General features: G+C 67.9%; 15 protein-coding genes. 9 read left to right on the top strand and 6 right to left on the bottom strand.

Annotated features, from left to right (window positions below; translation table 11 throughout):
- Positions 1–10 precede the first annotated feature (10 nt).
- The 5 genes from GZH52_RS11670 to metX all read right to left on the bottom strand — a co-directional run bounded on the left by GZH52_RS11670 (position 11) and on the right by metX (position 4,887).
- Positions 11–1,282: a sigma-54 interaction domain-containing protein gene (locus GZH52_RS11670; RefSeq protein ID WP_163316638.1), complete on the bottom strand. Its 1,272-nt coding sequence runs from the start codon at positions 1,280–1,282 to the stop codon at positions 11–13.
- Between the two features lie 105 nt (positions 1,283–1,387).
- Positions 1,388–1,825, bottom strand: coding sequence for an MliC family protein (locus tag GZH52_RS11675; protein ID WP_163316639.1), 438 nt, complete (start codon positions 1,823–1,825; stop codon positions 1,388–1,390).
- Positions 1,822–3,087 carry an AmpG family muropeptide MFS transporter gene (locus GZH52_RS11680; RefSeq protein WP_163316640.1) on the bottom strand — a complete coding sequence of 422 codons (1,266 nt, stop codon included), beginning with the start codon at positions 3,085–3,087 and terminating at the stop codon, positions 1,822–1,824. Before GZH52_RS11680 ends, GZH52_RS11675 begins: the two co-directional genes overlap by 4 nt.
- 43 nt (positions 3,088–3,130) lie before the next feature.
- Entirely contained in the window at positions 3,131–3,748 is a 618-nt protein-coding gene (gene metW, locus GZH52_RS11685) for a methionine biosynthesis protein MetW (RefSeq protein WP_163316641.1), read from the bottom strand.
- Positions 3,745–4,887 (bottom strand): homoserine O-succinyltransferase MetX, encoded by a 1,143-nt coding sequence (gene metX, locus GZH52_RS11690; protein ID WP_163316642.1) that lies wholly within the window; start codon positions 4,885–4,887, stop codon positions 3,745–3,747. The genes metW and metX overlap by 4 nt, the downstream gene beginning before the upstream one ends.
- A 157-nt stretch (positions 4,888–5,044) precedes the next feature.
- On the opposite strand from metX, the gene GZH52_RS11695 reads away from it, so the two are divergent.
- From GZH52_RS11695 to arsC, 4 genes are all read left to right on the top strand, one after another.
- Complete coding sequence (locus tag GZH52_RS11695) at positions 5,045–5,227, top strand: protein MIGRI (protein ID WP_163316643.1); 183 nt, start codon at positions 5,045–5,047, stop codon at positions 5,225–5,227.
- Between the two features lie 73 nt (positions 5,228–5,300).
- Positions 5,301–6,221 (top strand): tRNA modification radical SAM protein MnmL/YtqA, encoded by a 921-nt coding sequence (gene mnmL / locus GZH52_RS11700; RefSeq protein ID WP_163316644.1) that lies wholly within the window; start codon positions 5,301–5,303, stop codon positions 6,219–6,221.
- 87 nt (positions 6,222–6,308) lie between these two features.
- Positions 6,309–6,791, top strand: coding sequence for a Cys-tRNA(Pro) deacylase (ybaK, locus tag GZH52_RS11705; protein WP_163316645.1), 483 nt, complete (start codon positions 6,309–6,311; stop codon positions 6,789–6,791).
- Positions 6,792–6,884: 93 nt separating this feature from the next.
- A complete protein-coding gene (gene arsC, locus GZH52_RS11710; protein ID WP_163316646.1) occupies positions 6,885–7,235 on the top strand; it encodes an arsenate reductase (glutaredoxin) in 351 nt (116 codons plus the stop codon).
- Positions 7,236–7,314: 79 nt separating this feature from the next.
- Here arsC and GZH52_RS11715 read toward each other — a convergent pair whose 3' ends face one another.
- Complete coding sequence (locus GZH52_RS11715) at positions 7,315–9,675, bottom strand: penicillin-binding protein 1A (protein ID WP_163316647.1); 2,361 nt, start codon at positions 9,673–9,675, stop codon at positions 7,315–7,317.
- A 139-nt stretch (positions 9,676–9,814) separates the two neighbouring features.
- Here GZH52_RS11715 and GZH52_RS11720 point away from each other — a divergent pair, with 139 nt between their 5' ends.
- Genes GZH52_RS11720 through GZH52_RS11740 form a run of 5 tightly spaced genes read left to right on the top strand, consistent with a single transcriptional unit; the run spans position 9,815 to position 14,769 of the window.
- A complete protein-coding gene (locus GZH52_RS11720) occupies positions 9,815–10,930 on the top strand; it encodes a pilus assembly protein PilM (protein ID WP_163316648.1) in 1,116 nt (371 codons plus the stop codon).
- Positions 10,930–11,517, top strand: a complete 588-nt coding sequence (locus GZH52_RS11725) for a PilN domain-containing protein (protein ID WP_163316649.1) — start codon at positions 10,930–10,932, stop codon at positions 11,515–11,517. Before GZH52_RS11720 ends, GZH52_RS11725 begins: the two co-directional genes overlap by 1 nt.
- On the top strand, positions 11,514–12,140 hold the full coding sequence (locus GZH52_RS11730; protein ID WP_163316650.1) for a type IV pilus inner membrane component PilO: 627 nt from the start codon (positions 11,514–11,516) through the stop codon (positions 12,138–12,140). Before GZH52_RS11725 ends, GZH52_RS11730 begins: the two co-directional genes overlap by 4 nt.
- The gene (locus tag GZH52_RS11735; protein WP_163316651.1) at positions 12,137–12,664 is read left to right on the top strand and encodes a pilus assembly protein PilP; all 528 of its coding nucleotides are present in this window, start codon (positions 12,137–12,139) and stop codon (positions 12,662–12,664) included. The genes GZH52_RS11730 and GZH52_RS11735 overlap by 4 nt, the downstream gene beginning before the upstream one ends.
- Complete coding sequence (locus GZH52_RS11740; RefSeq protein ID WP_163316652.1) at positions 12,661–14,769, top strand: type IV pilus secretin PilQ; 2,109 nt, start codon at positions 12,661–12,663, stop codon at positions 14,767–14,769. The genes GZH52_RS11735 and GZH52_RS11740 overlap by 4 nt, the downstream gene beginning before the upstream one ends.
- The last annotated feature ends 21 nt before the right edge of the window (positions 14,770–14,790 follow it).

Consider the following 14,790-nt stretch of genomic DNA (forward strand, 5'->3'; position numbering starts at 1 on the left):
CGCGGGGCTGTCAGGCGCCGCCGGCCAGCTCCCACAGGCCGAACTGGTGCAGCTTCTTGTAGAGCAGCGCACGCGAGATGCCCAGCCGCCGGGCCGCCTCGCTGCGGTTGTTGCCGCAGGCGGCCAGCGTGCGCAGCAGGCAGTCGGCGTCGAGCACCGGCGAAAACTGCACGGGCAGCGCCTGGCCCAGCGCCGCGTCGAACAGGGTACGGATCTCGTCCGGGCCGATCACTCCTTGCGGCAGCAACACCAGCGCGCGCTCCAGCGTGTGCTTGAGCTCGCGGATATTGCCCGGCCACGTCTGCTCGGCGAGCAGCGCGACGGCCGACTGCGACAGCTGGCTGTAATGGTGGTGCCGGCTGCACAGCTCGCCCCACAGCCGCTCGACCAGCACCGGGATGTCGAGCGTCTGCTCGCGCAGCGCCGGCACGCGCAGGTGGACGACGTTGAGCCGGTAATAGAGGTCTTCACGGAAAGTGCCCTCGCGCACCATCTGCGCAAGGTCTCGGTTGGTCGCAGCGATCACCCGCACGTCGACGTGGCGGCTGCGCTCGGCGCCGACGCGGTCGACCTGCCCTTCCTGCAGCGCGCGCAACAGCTTCGCCTGCTGCCCGGGCGGCAGCTCGCCAATCTCGTCGAGGAACAGGGTGCCCTGGTCGGCCAGCTCGAACTTGCCCTTGTGGCCGTCGCGCGACGCGCCGGTGAACGCGCCCCTGTCGTAGCCGAACAGTTCGCTCTCGGCGAGCGCGTCGTTGATCGCCGCGCAGTTGAGCTTGATGAAGGGGCGCGCGGCGCGGCGGCTGCGCTCGTGGATGGCGCGGGCAAACACCTCCTTGCCCGCGCCGCTCTCGCCGGTCAGCAGCACCGTGGTGTCGAAGGCGGCCACCTGCTTGAGCTGGTCGCGCACCAGCCGCGCCAGCGGCGACAGCCTGGGCAGGCTGTCGAAACACGGCGTCTTGCCCGGGCCTGCACGCAGCACCTTGTCGACGTAGCCGAGCACGCCGCATACGCGCCCGTGCGCCATCACCGGCACCCGAGACACCAACAGTTCGAGCGCGCAGCCGTCGCTCCACGGCGTGTGCCGCTCGAGCTGGCCCGTTTCCAGCGTCTGGTGCAGCAAGGTGGCCGGGAACACGTCGTCGACCCGTGCACCGACGGCGTCGGCCACCGGCACGCCGCGCAGCAGCGCGCAGCTCTCGCTCATGAAGGAAATCCGGCCCTCGGCGTCGACCATCAGCGCGCCGTCGCCAACGCCCACCTCCATCGCAGCCTGATCAGCCATACCTGCCCCATATTGGATAGCGTGCGATATCTTAGCAAGGCTGGCGCAAACGGGTAATGCTAGACGAACCAGCAATTGACCCTTGTCAATGGCTCAACATGCCGGCTACTGCGCGTTGCAGTTGCGCACCAGCATGCGCCCGCCGCGGGTGCTCAAAAAGGCGGTATCGCCCTTGGTCCACCACACGTAGCTGCGGTTCACGTAGCGCGCGCCGCTGCCGCTGCGCGCGATCTTCAGCGTCTCCCTGCCGCCGAGCCAGCTGATGGTCACCGGGTCGTCGGCACGGTCCAGCGGCGGGTAGACCGCCTCGATCGCCACGTCGCCCTCGCAGCGGTAGCGCACCGGCCGGGGCGCAGGTGGCGGCGGTTCGGGCGCAACGACGGGTGCCGGAACAAGCACCGGCGCCGGCGGCTCTGCCAGCGGGGCAGAAGCCGCCAGTGGTGCGCGCTCGGGCGCGGCCTGCGGGGCGGAGGCGTCCTGCGCCCACGCGCTCGCGGCCGACGCGAGCAAAACGGCCAGTACGGGGATGCGGATGGAAGTCATGCGCTCTGTTCTCCTTTCCACGGCGCCACCTTCAGGAGCAGGACCATGCCGGGCAGCGCGATCGCGGTGCATAGCCAGAAAAAGGACGCCCAGCCCAGCCCCTCGACCAGGTAGCCGGTGCCGGCGTTGGCCAGCGTGCGCGGCACCGCGGCGAGGCTGGTGAACAGCGCGAACTGCGTCGCCGTGTACGCCGGGTGGGTGGTACGCGCGATAAAGGCGACGAAGGCTGCGGTGCCGAGGCCGACGCCGAGCGCCTCGAAGCCGATCACCAGCGCAAGATAGGTCAGCTCGCGCGCGCCGACTTCGGCAAACGGTCCCTGCTGCGCGAGCCAGGCAAACCCGACGATGGACGCGACCTGCACCACGCCGAACGCCCACAGCGCGCGGTTGATGCCGAGCTTGAGCATCCATGCGCCGCCGATCAGCCCGCCGATCACCGCCGGCCACAGCCCGGCGTGCTTGGCGACCAGGCCGATCTCGGACTTGGAGAAGCCCATGTCGAGGTAGAACGGCGTCGCCAGCGCGGTGGCCATGCTGTCGCCCAGCTTGTAGAGGAAGATGAAGCCGAGCACCCACAGCGCGCCCTTGACGCCGTTGCGGGTCAGGAACTCGTGGAAGGGCTCGACCACCGCCTCGCGCAGTGTCTTCGGCGTCGAAGCCGCCAGCGCCGGCTCCCTGACCAGCAGCGTCATCGCGATACCCGGCAACATGAAGAGCGCGGTGATCAGGAATACCTGCGCCCACGGCAGGTGGTCGGCCAGGATCAGCGCGAGCGAACCCGGGATCAGGCTGGAGAGGCGGTAGGCGTTGATGTGGATGGTGTTGCCCAGGCCCAGTTCGCGGTCGGGCAGGATCTCGCGGCGGAACGCGTCGATCACCACGTCCTGGCTCGCCGAGAAGAAGGCAACCGCGAAGCTCAAGGCGGCGATCGACGCCAGGTTCTGCTGCGGCGTGTAGAGGCCGAACGCGGTCATCGACCCCATCAGCGCAAGCTGGGTGACCAGCATCCAGCCGCGGCGGCGCCCCAGGATCGGCAGCACGTAGCGGTCCATCAGCGGCGCCCACAGGAATTTCCAGGTGAACGGCAGCTGGATCAGCGCGAACAGGCCGATCGCCTTGAGGTCGACCCCCTCGCCGCGCAGCCACGCCGGCAGCAAGTTGATCAGCAGATAGAGCGGCAGACCGGAGCTGAAGCCGGTGAACACGCAAATCAGCATCCGCCGCGAGAAAACCTGCTGCCAGGTGGACGGGGTGTCGGACATGTAAAAGCCTTGTCGGGGTGGGCCGCCGGCGGCGGCAAAACCGCTATTGTACGCCGGCGGCGCGCCCCGGGCGGCTGACGCGGTAGAAGGCGAGGCTGCCCATCAGGTTCGGCCACAGGCTGACGCGGCGCTCGCCGGTCATCACCACCCGCTCCAGCACCGAGATGCCGTTCTTCGCGCACAGCGCCTCGAAGTCGCCCAGCATGCACCAGTGGATGTTCGGCGTGTCGTACCACTGGTAGGGCATCGCGTCCGACACCGGCATCCGCCCGCCGACGATCTGCCAGCGGTTACGCCAGTAGCCGAAGTTGGGGAAGGACACGATCGCCTCGCGGCCGACGCGCAGCATCTCGACGAGGATGGCCTCGGTGTGGCGCATCGCCTGGATGGTCTGCGAGAGCACCACCACGTCGAAGCTCGCGTCGCCGAATTCGGCGAGCCCGCTCTCGAGGTCGGCCTGCACCGCGTTCACGCCGCCTCCGACGCAGGCGACGATATTGTCGACGTCGAAGTCGACGCCGTAGCCCGTCACCCGCCGTTCGGCCTGCAGGTGGGCGAGCAGCTCGCCGCGGCCGCAGCCCAGGTCGAGCACACGGCTGCCGGGGGCGATCCAGCCGGCGATCAGCGCGAGGTCGGCGCGCAAGGGGGTATGCGGTTTCATGCGCCGGCCTCCTGGGCGACTCGGTCAAGATAGGCACGCATCAGCGCGACGTACGGGGGGTCGGTCATCAGGAAGGCGTCGTGGCCGTGCGCCGACTCGATCTCGGCGTAGCTGACGCGCTTGCCGGCAGCGATCAGCGCCTTGACCGTCTCGCGCGAGCGCGCCGGCGAGAACCGCCAGTCGCTGGTGAAGCTGGCGACCAGAAACTCGGCCCTGGCCGGCGCGAGCGCGGCGGCGAGATCCCCCCCGTAGGCGGCGGCCGGGTCGAAGTAGTCGAGCGCCTTGGTCATCAATAGATAGGTGTTGGCGTCGAAACGGTCGGAGAACTTGTCCCCCTGGTAGCGCAGGTAGGACTCGATCTCGAATTCGACGTCGAAGCCGAACTTGTACTCGCCCGAGCGCAGCATGCGGCCGAATTTCTCGCCCATGCCGTCGTCGGACAGATAGGTGATGTGGCCGAGCATGCGCGCCAGGCGCAGGCCGCGCCGCGGCAGCACGCCGTGCGCGTAGAAGTCGCCGCCATGGAACTCAGGGTCGGTCAGGATCGCCTGGCGGGCGACGTCGTTGAACGCGATGTTCTGCGCAGAGAGCTTGGGCGCGGACGCGATCAAGAGCGCGTGGCGCACCCTGTCCGGGTAGCGGATCGACCATTCGAGCGCCTGCATGCCGCCCAGGCTGCCGCCGATCACCGCCGCCCAGCACTCGATGCCGAGCCTATCAGCCAGCCGCGCCTGCGCGCACACCCAGTCGGCGACCGTCACCAGCGGGAAGGTCGACCCCCACGGACGCCCGGTGTCCGGGTTGACCGACGACGGGCCGGTGCTGCCGTGGCAGCCGCCCAGGTTGTTGACGCCGACCACGAAGAAACGGTTGGTGTCGATCGGCTTGCCCGGGCCGACCATATTGTCCCACCAGCCGGCGGCCTTGTCGGTTTCGGCGTAACGGCCGGCAACGTGGTGGTGGCCGGAGAGCGCGTGGCAGATCAGCACGGCGTTGCTGGCGTCGGCGTTGAGCGTGCCGTAGGTCTCGAACACCAGCTCGTACGCGGGCAGCACGCTGCCGCTGGCAAGCGGCAGGGGCGTGGCGAACGCCGCGCGCTCTGCGCGCACGAGGCCGACGGAGGATGAAGAATCGGTCATTACAAAAAACCCGGACGGGTACCGGCGGCGGCAGGGGCGCCACCGGTACATTCGTTTGACGAATGATTGGCCGATTAATTATATCCTCGACATAAGGTTGCGCGCGCATAAAACCCGAAGAGATAATGCGCCACCTCACCCTGCGGCTTCTCCTGCCATGTTCGGACGCCTGTTCAAGCTCTTCGTGTTCTGCCTGCTGCTGTGGGCGGCGTGGCGCTGGCTGTTCGACCGCGGGCAGAAGAAGACGCTGCGCGAATGGGCCGAGGTCCTCGCGCAGGCGCTGCTGATCAGCTCGGCGATCTTCGGCGTGCTCTACTACTTCGGCCTGCACCGGCTGTAGGTGTGCGCAAGTCCTTGATCCGCCACGAGGCATCAGCAAACACTGTTATACTTGCGGCCTTTTGCCGGCCGCCATGCAACTCGACCACCTCGTCCACACCTTCGGCCAGCACCTGAAGCGCCGTTTCGGCGAGCGGGTGCACAAGCTGTCGCTCTCCGGCGACTTCACCTGCCCGAACCGCGACGGCACGCTGGGCCGCGGCGGCTGCACCTTCTGCAATGTGCGCAGCTTCGGCCGCGACGCGGGCACCCTCTCCATCACCGAACAGATCGCGCGCGAGAAGGCGAAGACCGACCGCGCCCGCCGTTATCTGGCCTACTTCCAGGCGTACACCAGCACCTACGCCGAGGTCGAGACGCTGCAGGCGCTGTACGACGAGGCGGCCACACAAAGCGACATCGTCGGCCTGTGCGTCGGCACCCGCCCGGACTGTGTGCCGGACGCCGCGCTCGACTTGATGGCCGGCTACCGCGACGCCGGCCTGGAAGTGTGGCTGGAGCTCGGCCTGCAAAGCGCGCACGACGCGACGCAAACCCTGATCCGCCGCGGCCACACGCTGGCTGACTACCGCGATGCGGTGCGCCGCGCGCACGCGCGCGGCCTGCAGGTATGCACCCACCTGATCGCCGGGCTGCCCGGCGAGAGCGTGCCGCAAATCCACCAGACACTTCAGACCGTGCTCGACATCGGCGTCGAGGGGCTGAAACTGCACCCACTGATGATCGTGCGCGGCAGCCGGATGGCCGCGCAGTACCGCCGCGGCGAGGTCGCGCCGATGGCGCTCGCCGACTACGCGGCGCTCGCCGCCGACCTGATCCGCGCGACGCCGCCCGAGGTGGTCTACCACCGGGTATCGGCGACCGCGCAGCAGCCGACGCTGATCGCGCCCGACTGGTGCGGCCCGCGCTGGAGCGCGATCCAGGCGATCGCCGCCGACCTCGCCGCCCACGGCGCGCAGGGCGCGAGCCTCGGTAGGCCCTGGCAGCCGGCGTAAGCACACCGCCCACCCGGGCTAGGCTGCACGTCGGCGCTTTACCCGCTGCGCGCGAGCGCCTACCCTTGTGCTTTTGGGAGGGCAACGATGGCGAAGGACAAACTGCCGGTCACCCAGGCGGTGCGCGTGTTGCGCGAACATCAGGTCGACTTCAGCGGCCACCTGTACAAGTACGAGGAAAAGGGCGGCACCCGCGTGTCGTCGCGCGAGCTCGGCATAGACGAGCACGCGTGCATCAAGACGCTGATCATGGAAGACGACGCGCACCAGCCACTGATCATGCTGATGCACGGCGACCGCGAAGTGGCGACCGGCCTGCTCGCGCGCCAGATCGGCGCGAAGAAGGTGACGCCGTGCGACCCGAAGACCGCCGACCGCCACAGCGGCTACCAGGTCGGCGGCACCAGCCCGTTCGGCACCCGCCACCCGATGCCGGTCTACCTGCAGGCGTCGATCGCCGAGCTGCCGCGCATCTGGATCAACGGCGGCAAGCGCGGCTTCCTGGTCGGGCTCGCCCCGTCCGAGCTGATCCGCGTGCTCAAGCCGGTGCTGGTCGACGCCGCAGGCTGAGTCCGTGGCACGCGGCGCCGGAAGGTGGCATCCTTAAGCTTGCCGGCCACGCGCGAGCGCCCAGCCGGCGGTTGCCAAAACAAGGAGACGGCCATGATCCGCTTTTACCACAACCCACGTTGCTCCAAATCAAGGGAAGCCTTGCAGCTGCTGCAGGACGCCGGTGCCGAAGTCGAGGTGATCGACTACCTGAAGACGCCGCCGTCCCCCGAAGAACTGACCCGCCTGCTCGACATGCTCGGGCTCGAGCCGCGCGCGCTGATGCGCAAGCACGAGGAGGAGTACAAGGAACTCTACCTGGACGACATCACGCTGGAAGACCGCCACCTGATCGCCGCCATGCACGACAACCCGCGCCTGATCGAGCGGCCGATCGCGGTGGGCACTGGCAAGGCGGTGATCGGCCGCCCGCCCGAGCGCGTGCTGGAACTGCTCGAACGCTGAGCACGCCACCTGGCGCAGACAACAAAAAAGGGACGCCTCGGCGTCCCTTCCTGTTTTGGCGGCGTGACGCCACCTTCCGCTAGAACAGCAGTTCCTTGACGTTCTCGACCGCGTCCTGCGCGGCGTCGGGCACCGGTGCCGCCGTGCCCTCTTCCTCGGTGCGCGCCGCGCCGGGTACCGCGCCCTGGTTGTTCAGGCGCAGTTCGGGGTTGGTGCGCTGGAACTCCTCGAGATAGTACTCGTCGCCACCGCGCAGGCCGGCGCCCGGCTTGACCACGATGCCTTCCGGCGGCGGCAGGTCGACTTCCGGCTGGCCCTTGAGCGCGTTGGCCATGTAGTTGGTCCAGATCGGCAAGGCGGCGGTACCGCCGTAGCCGTAACGGCCGAGGCTGCGTGGCTGGTCGTAGCCGACCCAGGTCACCGCGACCAGGTTCGGGCTGTAGCCGGCAAACCACGCGTCGCGGAAGTCGTTGGTGGTGCCGGTCTTGCCGGCGAGGTCGGTACGGCCGAGGCTCATCGCGCGGTTGGCGGTGCCGAAACGGACCACGTCGCGCAGCATGCTGGTCATGATGAAGGCGTTGCGCGGGTCGATCACCTGCGGCGCGCCCTGGCCTGCGACCTGCGGCGAGGTGCGCGCGATCACCCGTCCGTCGATGTCCTCGATGCGGTCGATGAAGTAGGCGCGGGTGCGGTAGCCGCCGTTAGCGAATACCGAGTACGCCTCGGCCATCTGCAGCGGAGTGACCATGCCGGCGCCCAGCGCCATCGTGAGATAAGCCGGGTTGTTCTTCGCCGCGAAACCGAAACGCGACGCGTACTGCTGGCCGTAGTCGGTACCGATGCCCTGCAGGATGCGGATCGACACCATGTTCTTCGACAGCGCGAGCGCGCGGCGCATGGTGATCATCCCCGCGTAGCGGTTGTCGTCGTTCTTCGGCTCCCAGCGCTGGCCGCCGATGCTGGCTGGGTCGATCGACAAGGGCGCGTCGTTGATGAAGGTCGACGCGGTGAAGCCGCGGTCGAGACCCGCCGAGTAGATGAAGGGCTTGAAGGTCGAGCCGGGCTGGCGCCACGCCTGCGTCACGTGGTTGAAGCTGCGGCGGTTGAAGTCGAAGCCGCCGACCAGCGAGCGGATCGCACCGTTATGCGGGTCCATCGACACGAACGCGCCCTCGACCTCGGGCATCTGCGTGATTTCCCACTGCCCCTTGCGGTTGGGCTGGATGCGCACTACCGCCCCAGGGCGGATCTGCTGGGCCGGCGTCAGCTTGCTGGAGAGGGCGCGCCGTGCGAAGGCGAGCCCCTCGCCCTTGACGCGGGCGAAGCGCCCGCCGCGCAGGTAGACCTTGACCTCGGACGGTGACGCCTCAAGCACGACGCCCGGCTCGAGCTGGCCACTGTCGCGGATCGACGACAGCGCCTCGTCGAGCGCCTCGTCGCGGTCCTCGGTCAGCGCGCTCAGGTCGACGAAGGATTCCGGGCCGCGGTAGCCGAGCTTGCGGTCGTAGTCCATCAGGCCGGCACGCAGGCTGTCGAACGCCCAGCGCTGGTTGGCCGCGTCGATGGTGGTGTAGACGCGGAAACCCTCGGTATACGCGGCGTCCTTGTATTTGTCGTACATCGCCTGGCGGACCAGCTCGGCGACGAACTGCGCCGGGACGCCGGTATCGCGTCCGGGGGACGCCAGTTCGAGCGGCTCCTGCTTGGCCGCCTCATATTGCGCGGTATTGATATAGCCCAACTCGTGCATGCGGCGCAGCACGTATAGTTGGCGCAGGCGGGCACGTTGCGGATTGACCACAGGGTTGTACGAGGACGGCGCCTTGGGCAGGCCGGCCAGCATCGCGTACTGCGAAATGCTCAGGTCTTTCAGCGGCTTGCCGAAATAGGCCTGCGAAGCGGCGGCGAAGCCGTACGCACGCTGGCCGAGGTAAATCTGGTTCAGATAAAGCTCGAGGATCTGGTCCTTGCTCAGCGTGTGTTCGATCTTGAAAGCGAGCAGCGCTTCGTTGAATTTGCGGGTAAATGTCTTTTCACTGGACAGGAAAAAGTTTTTAGCAACCTGCATGGTGATCGTGCTTGCACCCGACCGGCTATATCCAGATACTATGTTTCCCAAGGCCGCCCTAAGAACGCCGACATAATCAACGCCGCCGTGCTGGTAAAAGCGCTCGTCCTCCGCGGACAGCAACGCATTCTTCATCAGCGGCGGAATGTCGTGAATTCTGGTGAAAGAGCGTCGTTCTTCGCCGAATTCCCCGATCAACTCGCCGCCGGCCGCGTAAACGCGCAACGGCACCTTCGGGCGGTAGTCGGTGAGCACGTCGAGGCTGGGCAGCCGCGGCCAGGTCACGAGGACAGCCACGGCCAGCACACCGGCCGCCAGGGTGGAAACGCCGATCACGACGCCGAGGATGACCTTGAGAATTCTCTGCAACATGGTGTTTGGCAATAAAAATCGAAGGCTGATTATACCGGTTTCACGTCAGCGGCAGGGCAAAGTTCCCGGCGGCGGCGATTAGCGGATTCATTACAAGGGAGGCAGACCCCCGCGGTCACAAGGGGGCTGAAAACAACGCATGCCCGGTGGAAAACTGGAATTTCCGCAGGCGATCGGCCGGCTGCTCGGCCGCTTTGCCCCCCGCGCCGACGGACTGATCGGCGTAGACATCAGCGCGACGGCCGTGAAGATGGTCGAGATCGGCCGCGTCGGCAGGACGCTGCAGCTCGAGCGCTACGTGATCGAGCCGCTGCCGCGCGACGCGGTCAGCGAAGGCAACATCAACGACGTGGACGCCGTCGCCGACACGCTGCGCCGCGCCCGCGCCAAGCTCGCCAGCCCGAGCCGGCGCGTCGCGCTGGCACTGCCGACGACGATGGCGATCTACAAGAAGATCCTGATCCCAGCGACGCAGGACCGCAACGACCTCGAATTCCAGGTCGAGAGCGAGGCCGGCCAGTACATTCCCTTCCCGCTTGACGAGGTCAACCTCGACTTCCAGGTGCTGGGGCCGTCCGCCACCCAGGCGGACGACTTGGACGTGCTGATTTGCGCGTCGCGCAAGGAGAAGGTCGAGGAGCGCGTCGCGGTCGCCGAGATGGCGGGCTTCGAAGTCGCGGTGATGGACGTCGAGGCATTCGCGATGCTCACCGCGTTCGAGCAGCTGCAGCAGCAGCTGCCCGACCAGGGCTTCAACCAGACCTTCGCACTGTTCGACATCGGCGCGACCAAGATCCACTGCTCGGTGGTGCGCAACGGCCAGCAGCTCTACTTTCGCGAACAGGCGTTCGGCGGCATGCAGCTGACCCGCGAGGTGCAGCGCCGCTACGGCCTCACTCAGGAAGAGGCCGAGAAGGGCAAGCGCTCGATGCTGCTGCCGGAAGGCTACGAGTCCGAGCTGCTGCAGCCCTTCGTCGACTCGCTGGCGCAGGAGATCCAGCGCGCGCTGCAGTTCTTCTACACCACGGTCAGCGTGTCGCAGTACCTGCGCGTCGACTACATCCTGCTCGCCGGCGGCTCGAGCATGCTGACCGGGCTGGACGACGCCGTCGCGCTGCGCACGCAGATCAGCACCATGATCGCCAACCCGTTCACCTCGATGACGCAGGCGCCGGGCATCGCGCTGCGCGAGCTGCTGCTCGACGCACCCTCGCTGCTGGTCGCCAGCGGACTCGCGCTGAGGAGGTTCGACTGATGATCCGCATCAACCTGCTCCCCTACCGCGAACTGAGAAAAGCGGCGCACCGCAAGACCTTCCAGCTTTATCTGGCCGGTGCGCTCGGCCTCGCCGGCGCGCTGATCGCCGGCGCCTACCTGTGGCAGGGCTCGACGCTTGACACGCAGCTCGCCCGCAACCAGCGCCTGGACGACGCGATCGCGATGATGACCGCGCGGCTGGGCAAGGTCGACAACTTGCGCGCGCAGAAGGCCGCGCTCCTGGCGCGCAAGGACATGGCGATGCGCCTGCAGGAGGGCCGCGTCGAGGCGGTGCTGCTGTTCGACGCGCTGGTGCGCGACCTGCCCGAGGGCGTCTACCTGAAGGACTTCAAGCAGACCGAGCGCACCGTCGCGATCAGCGGCTACGCGCTCTCCGGCGCCCGCGTCTCCAACTACATGAGCCAGCTGGGCAACTCGGCCGTGTTCGCCAACCCGGTGCTGATCGAGGTCAAGGCTGCGCCGCAGGGCAACCTGCGCACCAGCGAGTTCAGCCTGACGGTCAGCCTGAAGGCGCGTGACGTGCAGGCCACGCCTACCGCACCGGCACAAGGAGCCAAGCCATGACGCTCGAAGAATTGCGCAACCTCGACCTCAAGACCGCGCCCGACTGGCCGCGCGCACGCCAGTTCGGCCTGCTCGCGGTGATGGTGGCGGCGCTGCTTATCGCCGCCTGGTTCCTGCTGTTGGGCCCGCAGCGCGACGAGATCGCCGCCGCCGAGGCGCGCGAGGCGGAGCTGAAAACCAGCTACACCGACAAGCGCCGCCAGCTCGCCAACCTCGAAGTGCTGCAAGCGCAGCTCGCCGAGATCGAGAAGAGCTACGGCAGCCTGCTGCGCCAGTTGCCGACCAAGGCGGAAATGGCGTCGGTGCTCGCCGAGATCAACCAGGCCGGCGTCGGCCGCGGCCTGCAGTTCGAACTGTTCCGCCCCGGCCAGGAAGTCGCCGGCCCCGAACTTGCCGAGCTGCCGATCGAGATCCGCCTGACCGGCAGCTACAGCGACCTCGCCACCTTCGTGTCCGACCTCTCGAAGATGCCGCGCATCGTCACGCTTAACAACATCACGCTGACGCCGGGCGGCAAGGACGGGCGGCTGACCATGCAGGCGATCGCCAAGACCTACCGCACGCTGGAGCCCGAAGAGAAGATGGCGCAGCAGCAGGCGCAGAGCCAGGGGGCCAAGCCATGAACACCCGCTTCTTCCTCTGCACGGCGGCCGCCGCCCTGATCACCGGCTGTTCGGCCGGCCCGGACGACCTGGACCAGTGGATGCAGGCGCAGGACCGCGACATCAAGGGGCAGGTCGAGCCGATCCCGGCGCTGCCGCAGGCGCAAAGCGCCGAGTTCACCGCCTACGGCCTGCCCTCGCCGTTCGACGCGGCCCGCCTCAAGCTGGCCGGGCGCAACGCCGCCAATGCGCCCGACCTGAGCCGGCCACGTGACGCGCTGGAAAACTACGACCTCGAACGCCTGAAAATGATCGGCAGCCTGCAAATCAAGGGCGTCCGCCACGCGCTGATCCAGGCGCCCGACGGCGTCGTCTACACGGTCCGCGCCGGCAGCTTTATCGGCAGCAACTTCGGCCGCGTCACCGCCATCACGCCGGACGCGCTGCGCCTGAGCGAGACCGTCGAGGACGCCAACGGCGAGTGGGTCCGCCGCGATACGGAACTGCTGCTGACCCAGGAACAAGGACAAGGGCAAACCAAATGAAAAGCACGCAACTGACGACCCTGGCCGGCTCGCTGGCCCTGTTGGGCGCCTCGCAACTCTTGTGGGCGGCCGGCAACACCATCACCAGCATCGAGGTGCTGCGCAACCAGGGCGGCGCCCAGGAACTGGCGATCACCCTGACCGGCCCGGCCGCCCTGCCGCAGAGCTTCGCGCTGAGCAACCCGCCGCGCATCGCCTTCGACTTCGCGGGCACCGCGAGCACCCTCAAGCAAAGCCAGCCGCTGCCCGGCCCGCTGCTCTCCGGCGCCACCGTCGTCGAGGCCGGCGGCCGCAGCCGCGTGGTCCTCGCGCTGACTCAGGCCGCGCCCTACCGCACCCGCACCGACGGCAACCGCGTGCTGGTCAGTCTGGGCGGCGCGCAGGCGCCGGCGAGCGTCACCGCGCCCGCCCCTGCGGCAGCGCCCCTGCCGGCACCGACCATCGCCCCGCTGAACACCCGCGCGGCCGGCGGCTACGAGGTGGGCCAGATCGACTTCCGCCGCGGCGCCGACGGCGCGGGCAAGCTCGTCGTCGACCTGCCCGCCGGCGCCAGCACCGACATCAACCGCAACGGCCGCGCGCTGACGGTCAGCGTCGGCGCGCCGCTGCCGGCCCGCCTCGCGCGCAACCTGGACGTCACCGACTTCGCGACGCCTGTGCAGCGCGTCGACGCGGCCGCCGCCGGCAAAGGCAGCCGCATCGTGCTGCAGAACAACGGCGAGTGGGACTACTCCTCGTACCAGACCGACCGCCAGCTGGTCGTCGAGGTGCGCAAGCTCAGCCGCGAGCAGGCGAACGCCGCGCTCGCCGCGCAGGACAAGCCCGCCTACAAGGGCGACAAGCTGTCGCTGAACTTCCAGAACGTCGACGTGCGCGTCGTGCTGCAGACGCTGGCCGAGTTCGCCGGCTTCAACCTGGTCACCGGCGACTCGGTCAGCGGCAACGTGACCCTGGTGCTGAAGAACGTGCCGTGGGATCAGGCGCTCGAACTCGTGCTGCAGCAAAAAGGCCTCGCCAAGCGTCAGGTCGGCAACGTGATCCGTGTCGCCCCGCAGGCGGAAATGATCGAGATGGCCAAGCAGGCGGCCGAAGTGCGCGCGGCAACCACGCTGCAGGATCCGCTGGTCACCGAGATCTTCAAGATCAAGTACCGCTCGGTCGAGGACGTGATGGCCGCGGTGCGCGGCCTGGTGCAGATCGGCGGTGGCGACAAGGACAAGCCGCAGGCGACCAGCCCGGGCGCGCAGGCCGCGTCGGCGTACGCGGACGCCAAGACCAACCAGCTGATCGTGCGCGACAAGCCGCAGGTGCTCTCGGAGATCCGCGACGTGCTGCGCATCATCGACAAGCCGTCCAAGCAGGTACTGATCGAGGCGCGCATCGTCGAGGCGCGCGACACCTTCCAGCGCGACCTCGGCGTCAAGCTGGGCTTCGCCAAGGTCGGCGGCGACACCTCGGTCGGCTCCGGCATCGGCCCGGGCAACATCACCCCGCCCGGCGGGGGCGCCACCACCCTGCCGACGCCGCCCAACGTCAACCTGCCGATCACCGGCGCCACCGGCAGCCTCGGCGTGATCTACAAGGGCGCGAGCTCGATCATCGGCTTAGAGCTGCAGGCATCGCAGCAGCAGGGCAACTCGAAGATCATCTCCAGCCCGCGCGTGCTGACCGCCGACCGCACCAAGGCGATCATCAAGGAAGGCACCGAGATCCCGTACAAGACGGTCAGCGACAACGGCACCGAAACCGAATTCAAGGAAGCCGCGCTGGTGCTCGAGGTCACGCCGCAGATCACGCCGGAAGAAGAGCTGATCCTCGACATCCAGATCAACAAGGACGCGCCGAAGTTCCTCGACAACCTGAGCGAACCCGCGATCGACAAGCGCGAGGTGAAGACGCAGGTACGCATCGAGAACGGCGGCACCGTGGTGATCGGCGGCATCTACGTGCAGGACCAGAGCGACACCGTCACCAAGGTACCACTGTTGGGCGACATCCCGGTGCTCGGCCACCTGTTCCGCAGCAACGGCAAGAAGAGCGAACGTCGCGAGATGCTGGTCTTCCTGACCCCGCGCATCATCGAGAGCGAAGCGCTGGTCCGCTGAGGCGACACCGTCTCATGACAT

The organism is Crenobacter caeni (assembly GCF_010435965.1).
Lineage (GTDB): Bacteria > Pseudomonadota > Gammaproteobacteria > Burkholderiales > Chromobacteriaceae > Craterilacuibacter > Craterilacuibacter caeni.

Excerpts from the sequence above, each read along its gene's own strand:
- GZH52_RS11740 (WP_163316652.1), top strand. The coding sequence starts at position 12,661 with ATGAAAAGCACGCAACTGACGACCCTGGCCGGCTCGCTGGCCCTGTTG.
- metW (WP_163316641.1), bottom strand. The coding sequence starts at position 3,748 with ATGAAACCGCATACCCCCTTGCGCGCCGACCTCGCGCTGATCGCCGGC.
- GZH52_RS11725 (WP_163316649.1), top strand. The coding sequence starts at position 10,930 with ATGATCCGCATCAACCTGCTCCCCTACCGCGAACTGAGAAAAGCGGCG.
- GZH52_RS11680 (WP_163316640.1), bottom strand. The coding sequence starts at position 3,087 with ATGTCCGACACCCCGTCCACCTGGCAGCAGGTTTTCTCGCGGCGGATG.
- mnmL (WP_163316644.1), top strand. The coding sequence starts at position 5,301 with ATGCAACTCGACCACCTCGTCCACACCTTCGGCCAGCACCTGAAGCGC.
- arsC (WP_163316646.1), top strand. The coding sequence starts at position 6,885 with ATGATCCGCTTTTACCACAACCCACGTTGCTCCAAATCAAGGGAAGCC.
- GZH52_RS11735 (WP_163316651.1), top strand. The coding sequence starts at position 12,137 with ATGAACACCCGCTTCTTCCTCTGCACGGCGGCCGCCGCCCTGATCACC.
- metX (WP_163316642.1), bottom strand. The coding sequence starts at position 4,887 with ATGACCGATTCTTCATCCTCCGTCGGCCTCGTGCGCGCAGAGCGCGCG.
- GZH52_RS11730 (WP_163316650.1), top strand. The coding sequence starts at position 11,514 with ATGACGCTCGAAGAATTGCGCAACCTCGACCTCAAGACCGCGCCCGAC.
- GZH52_RS11675 (WP_163316639.1), bottom strand. The coding sequence starts at position 1,825 with ATGACTTCCATCCGCATCCCCGTACTGGCCGTTTTGCTCGCGTCGGCC.
- GZH52_RS11670 (WP_163316638.1), bottom strand. The coding sequence starts at position 1,282 with ATGGCTGATCAGGCTGCGATGGAGGTGGGCGTTGGCGACGGCGCGCTG.
- GZH52_RS11715 (WP_163316647.1), bottom strand. The coding sequence starts at position 9,675 with ATGTTGCAGAGAATTCTCAAGGTCATCCTCGGCGTCGTGATCGGCGTT.
- GZH52_RS11720 (WP_163316648.1), top strand. The coding sequence starts at position 9,815 with ATGCCCGGTGGAAAACTGGAATTTCCGCAGGCGATCGGCCGGCTGCTC.
- GZH52_RS11695 (WP_163316643.1), top strand. The coding sequence starts at position 5,045 with ATGTTCGGACGCCTGTTCAAGCTCTTCGTGTTCTGCCTGCTGCTGTGG.
- ybaK (WP_163316645.1), top strand. The coding sequence starts at position 6,309 with ATGGCGAAGGACAAACTGCCGGTCACCCAGGCGGTGCGCGTGTTGCGC.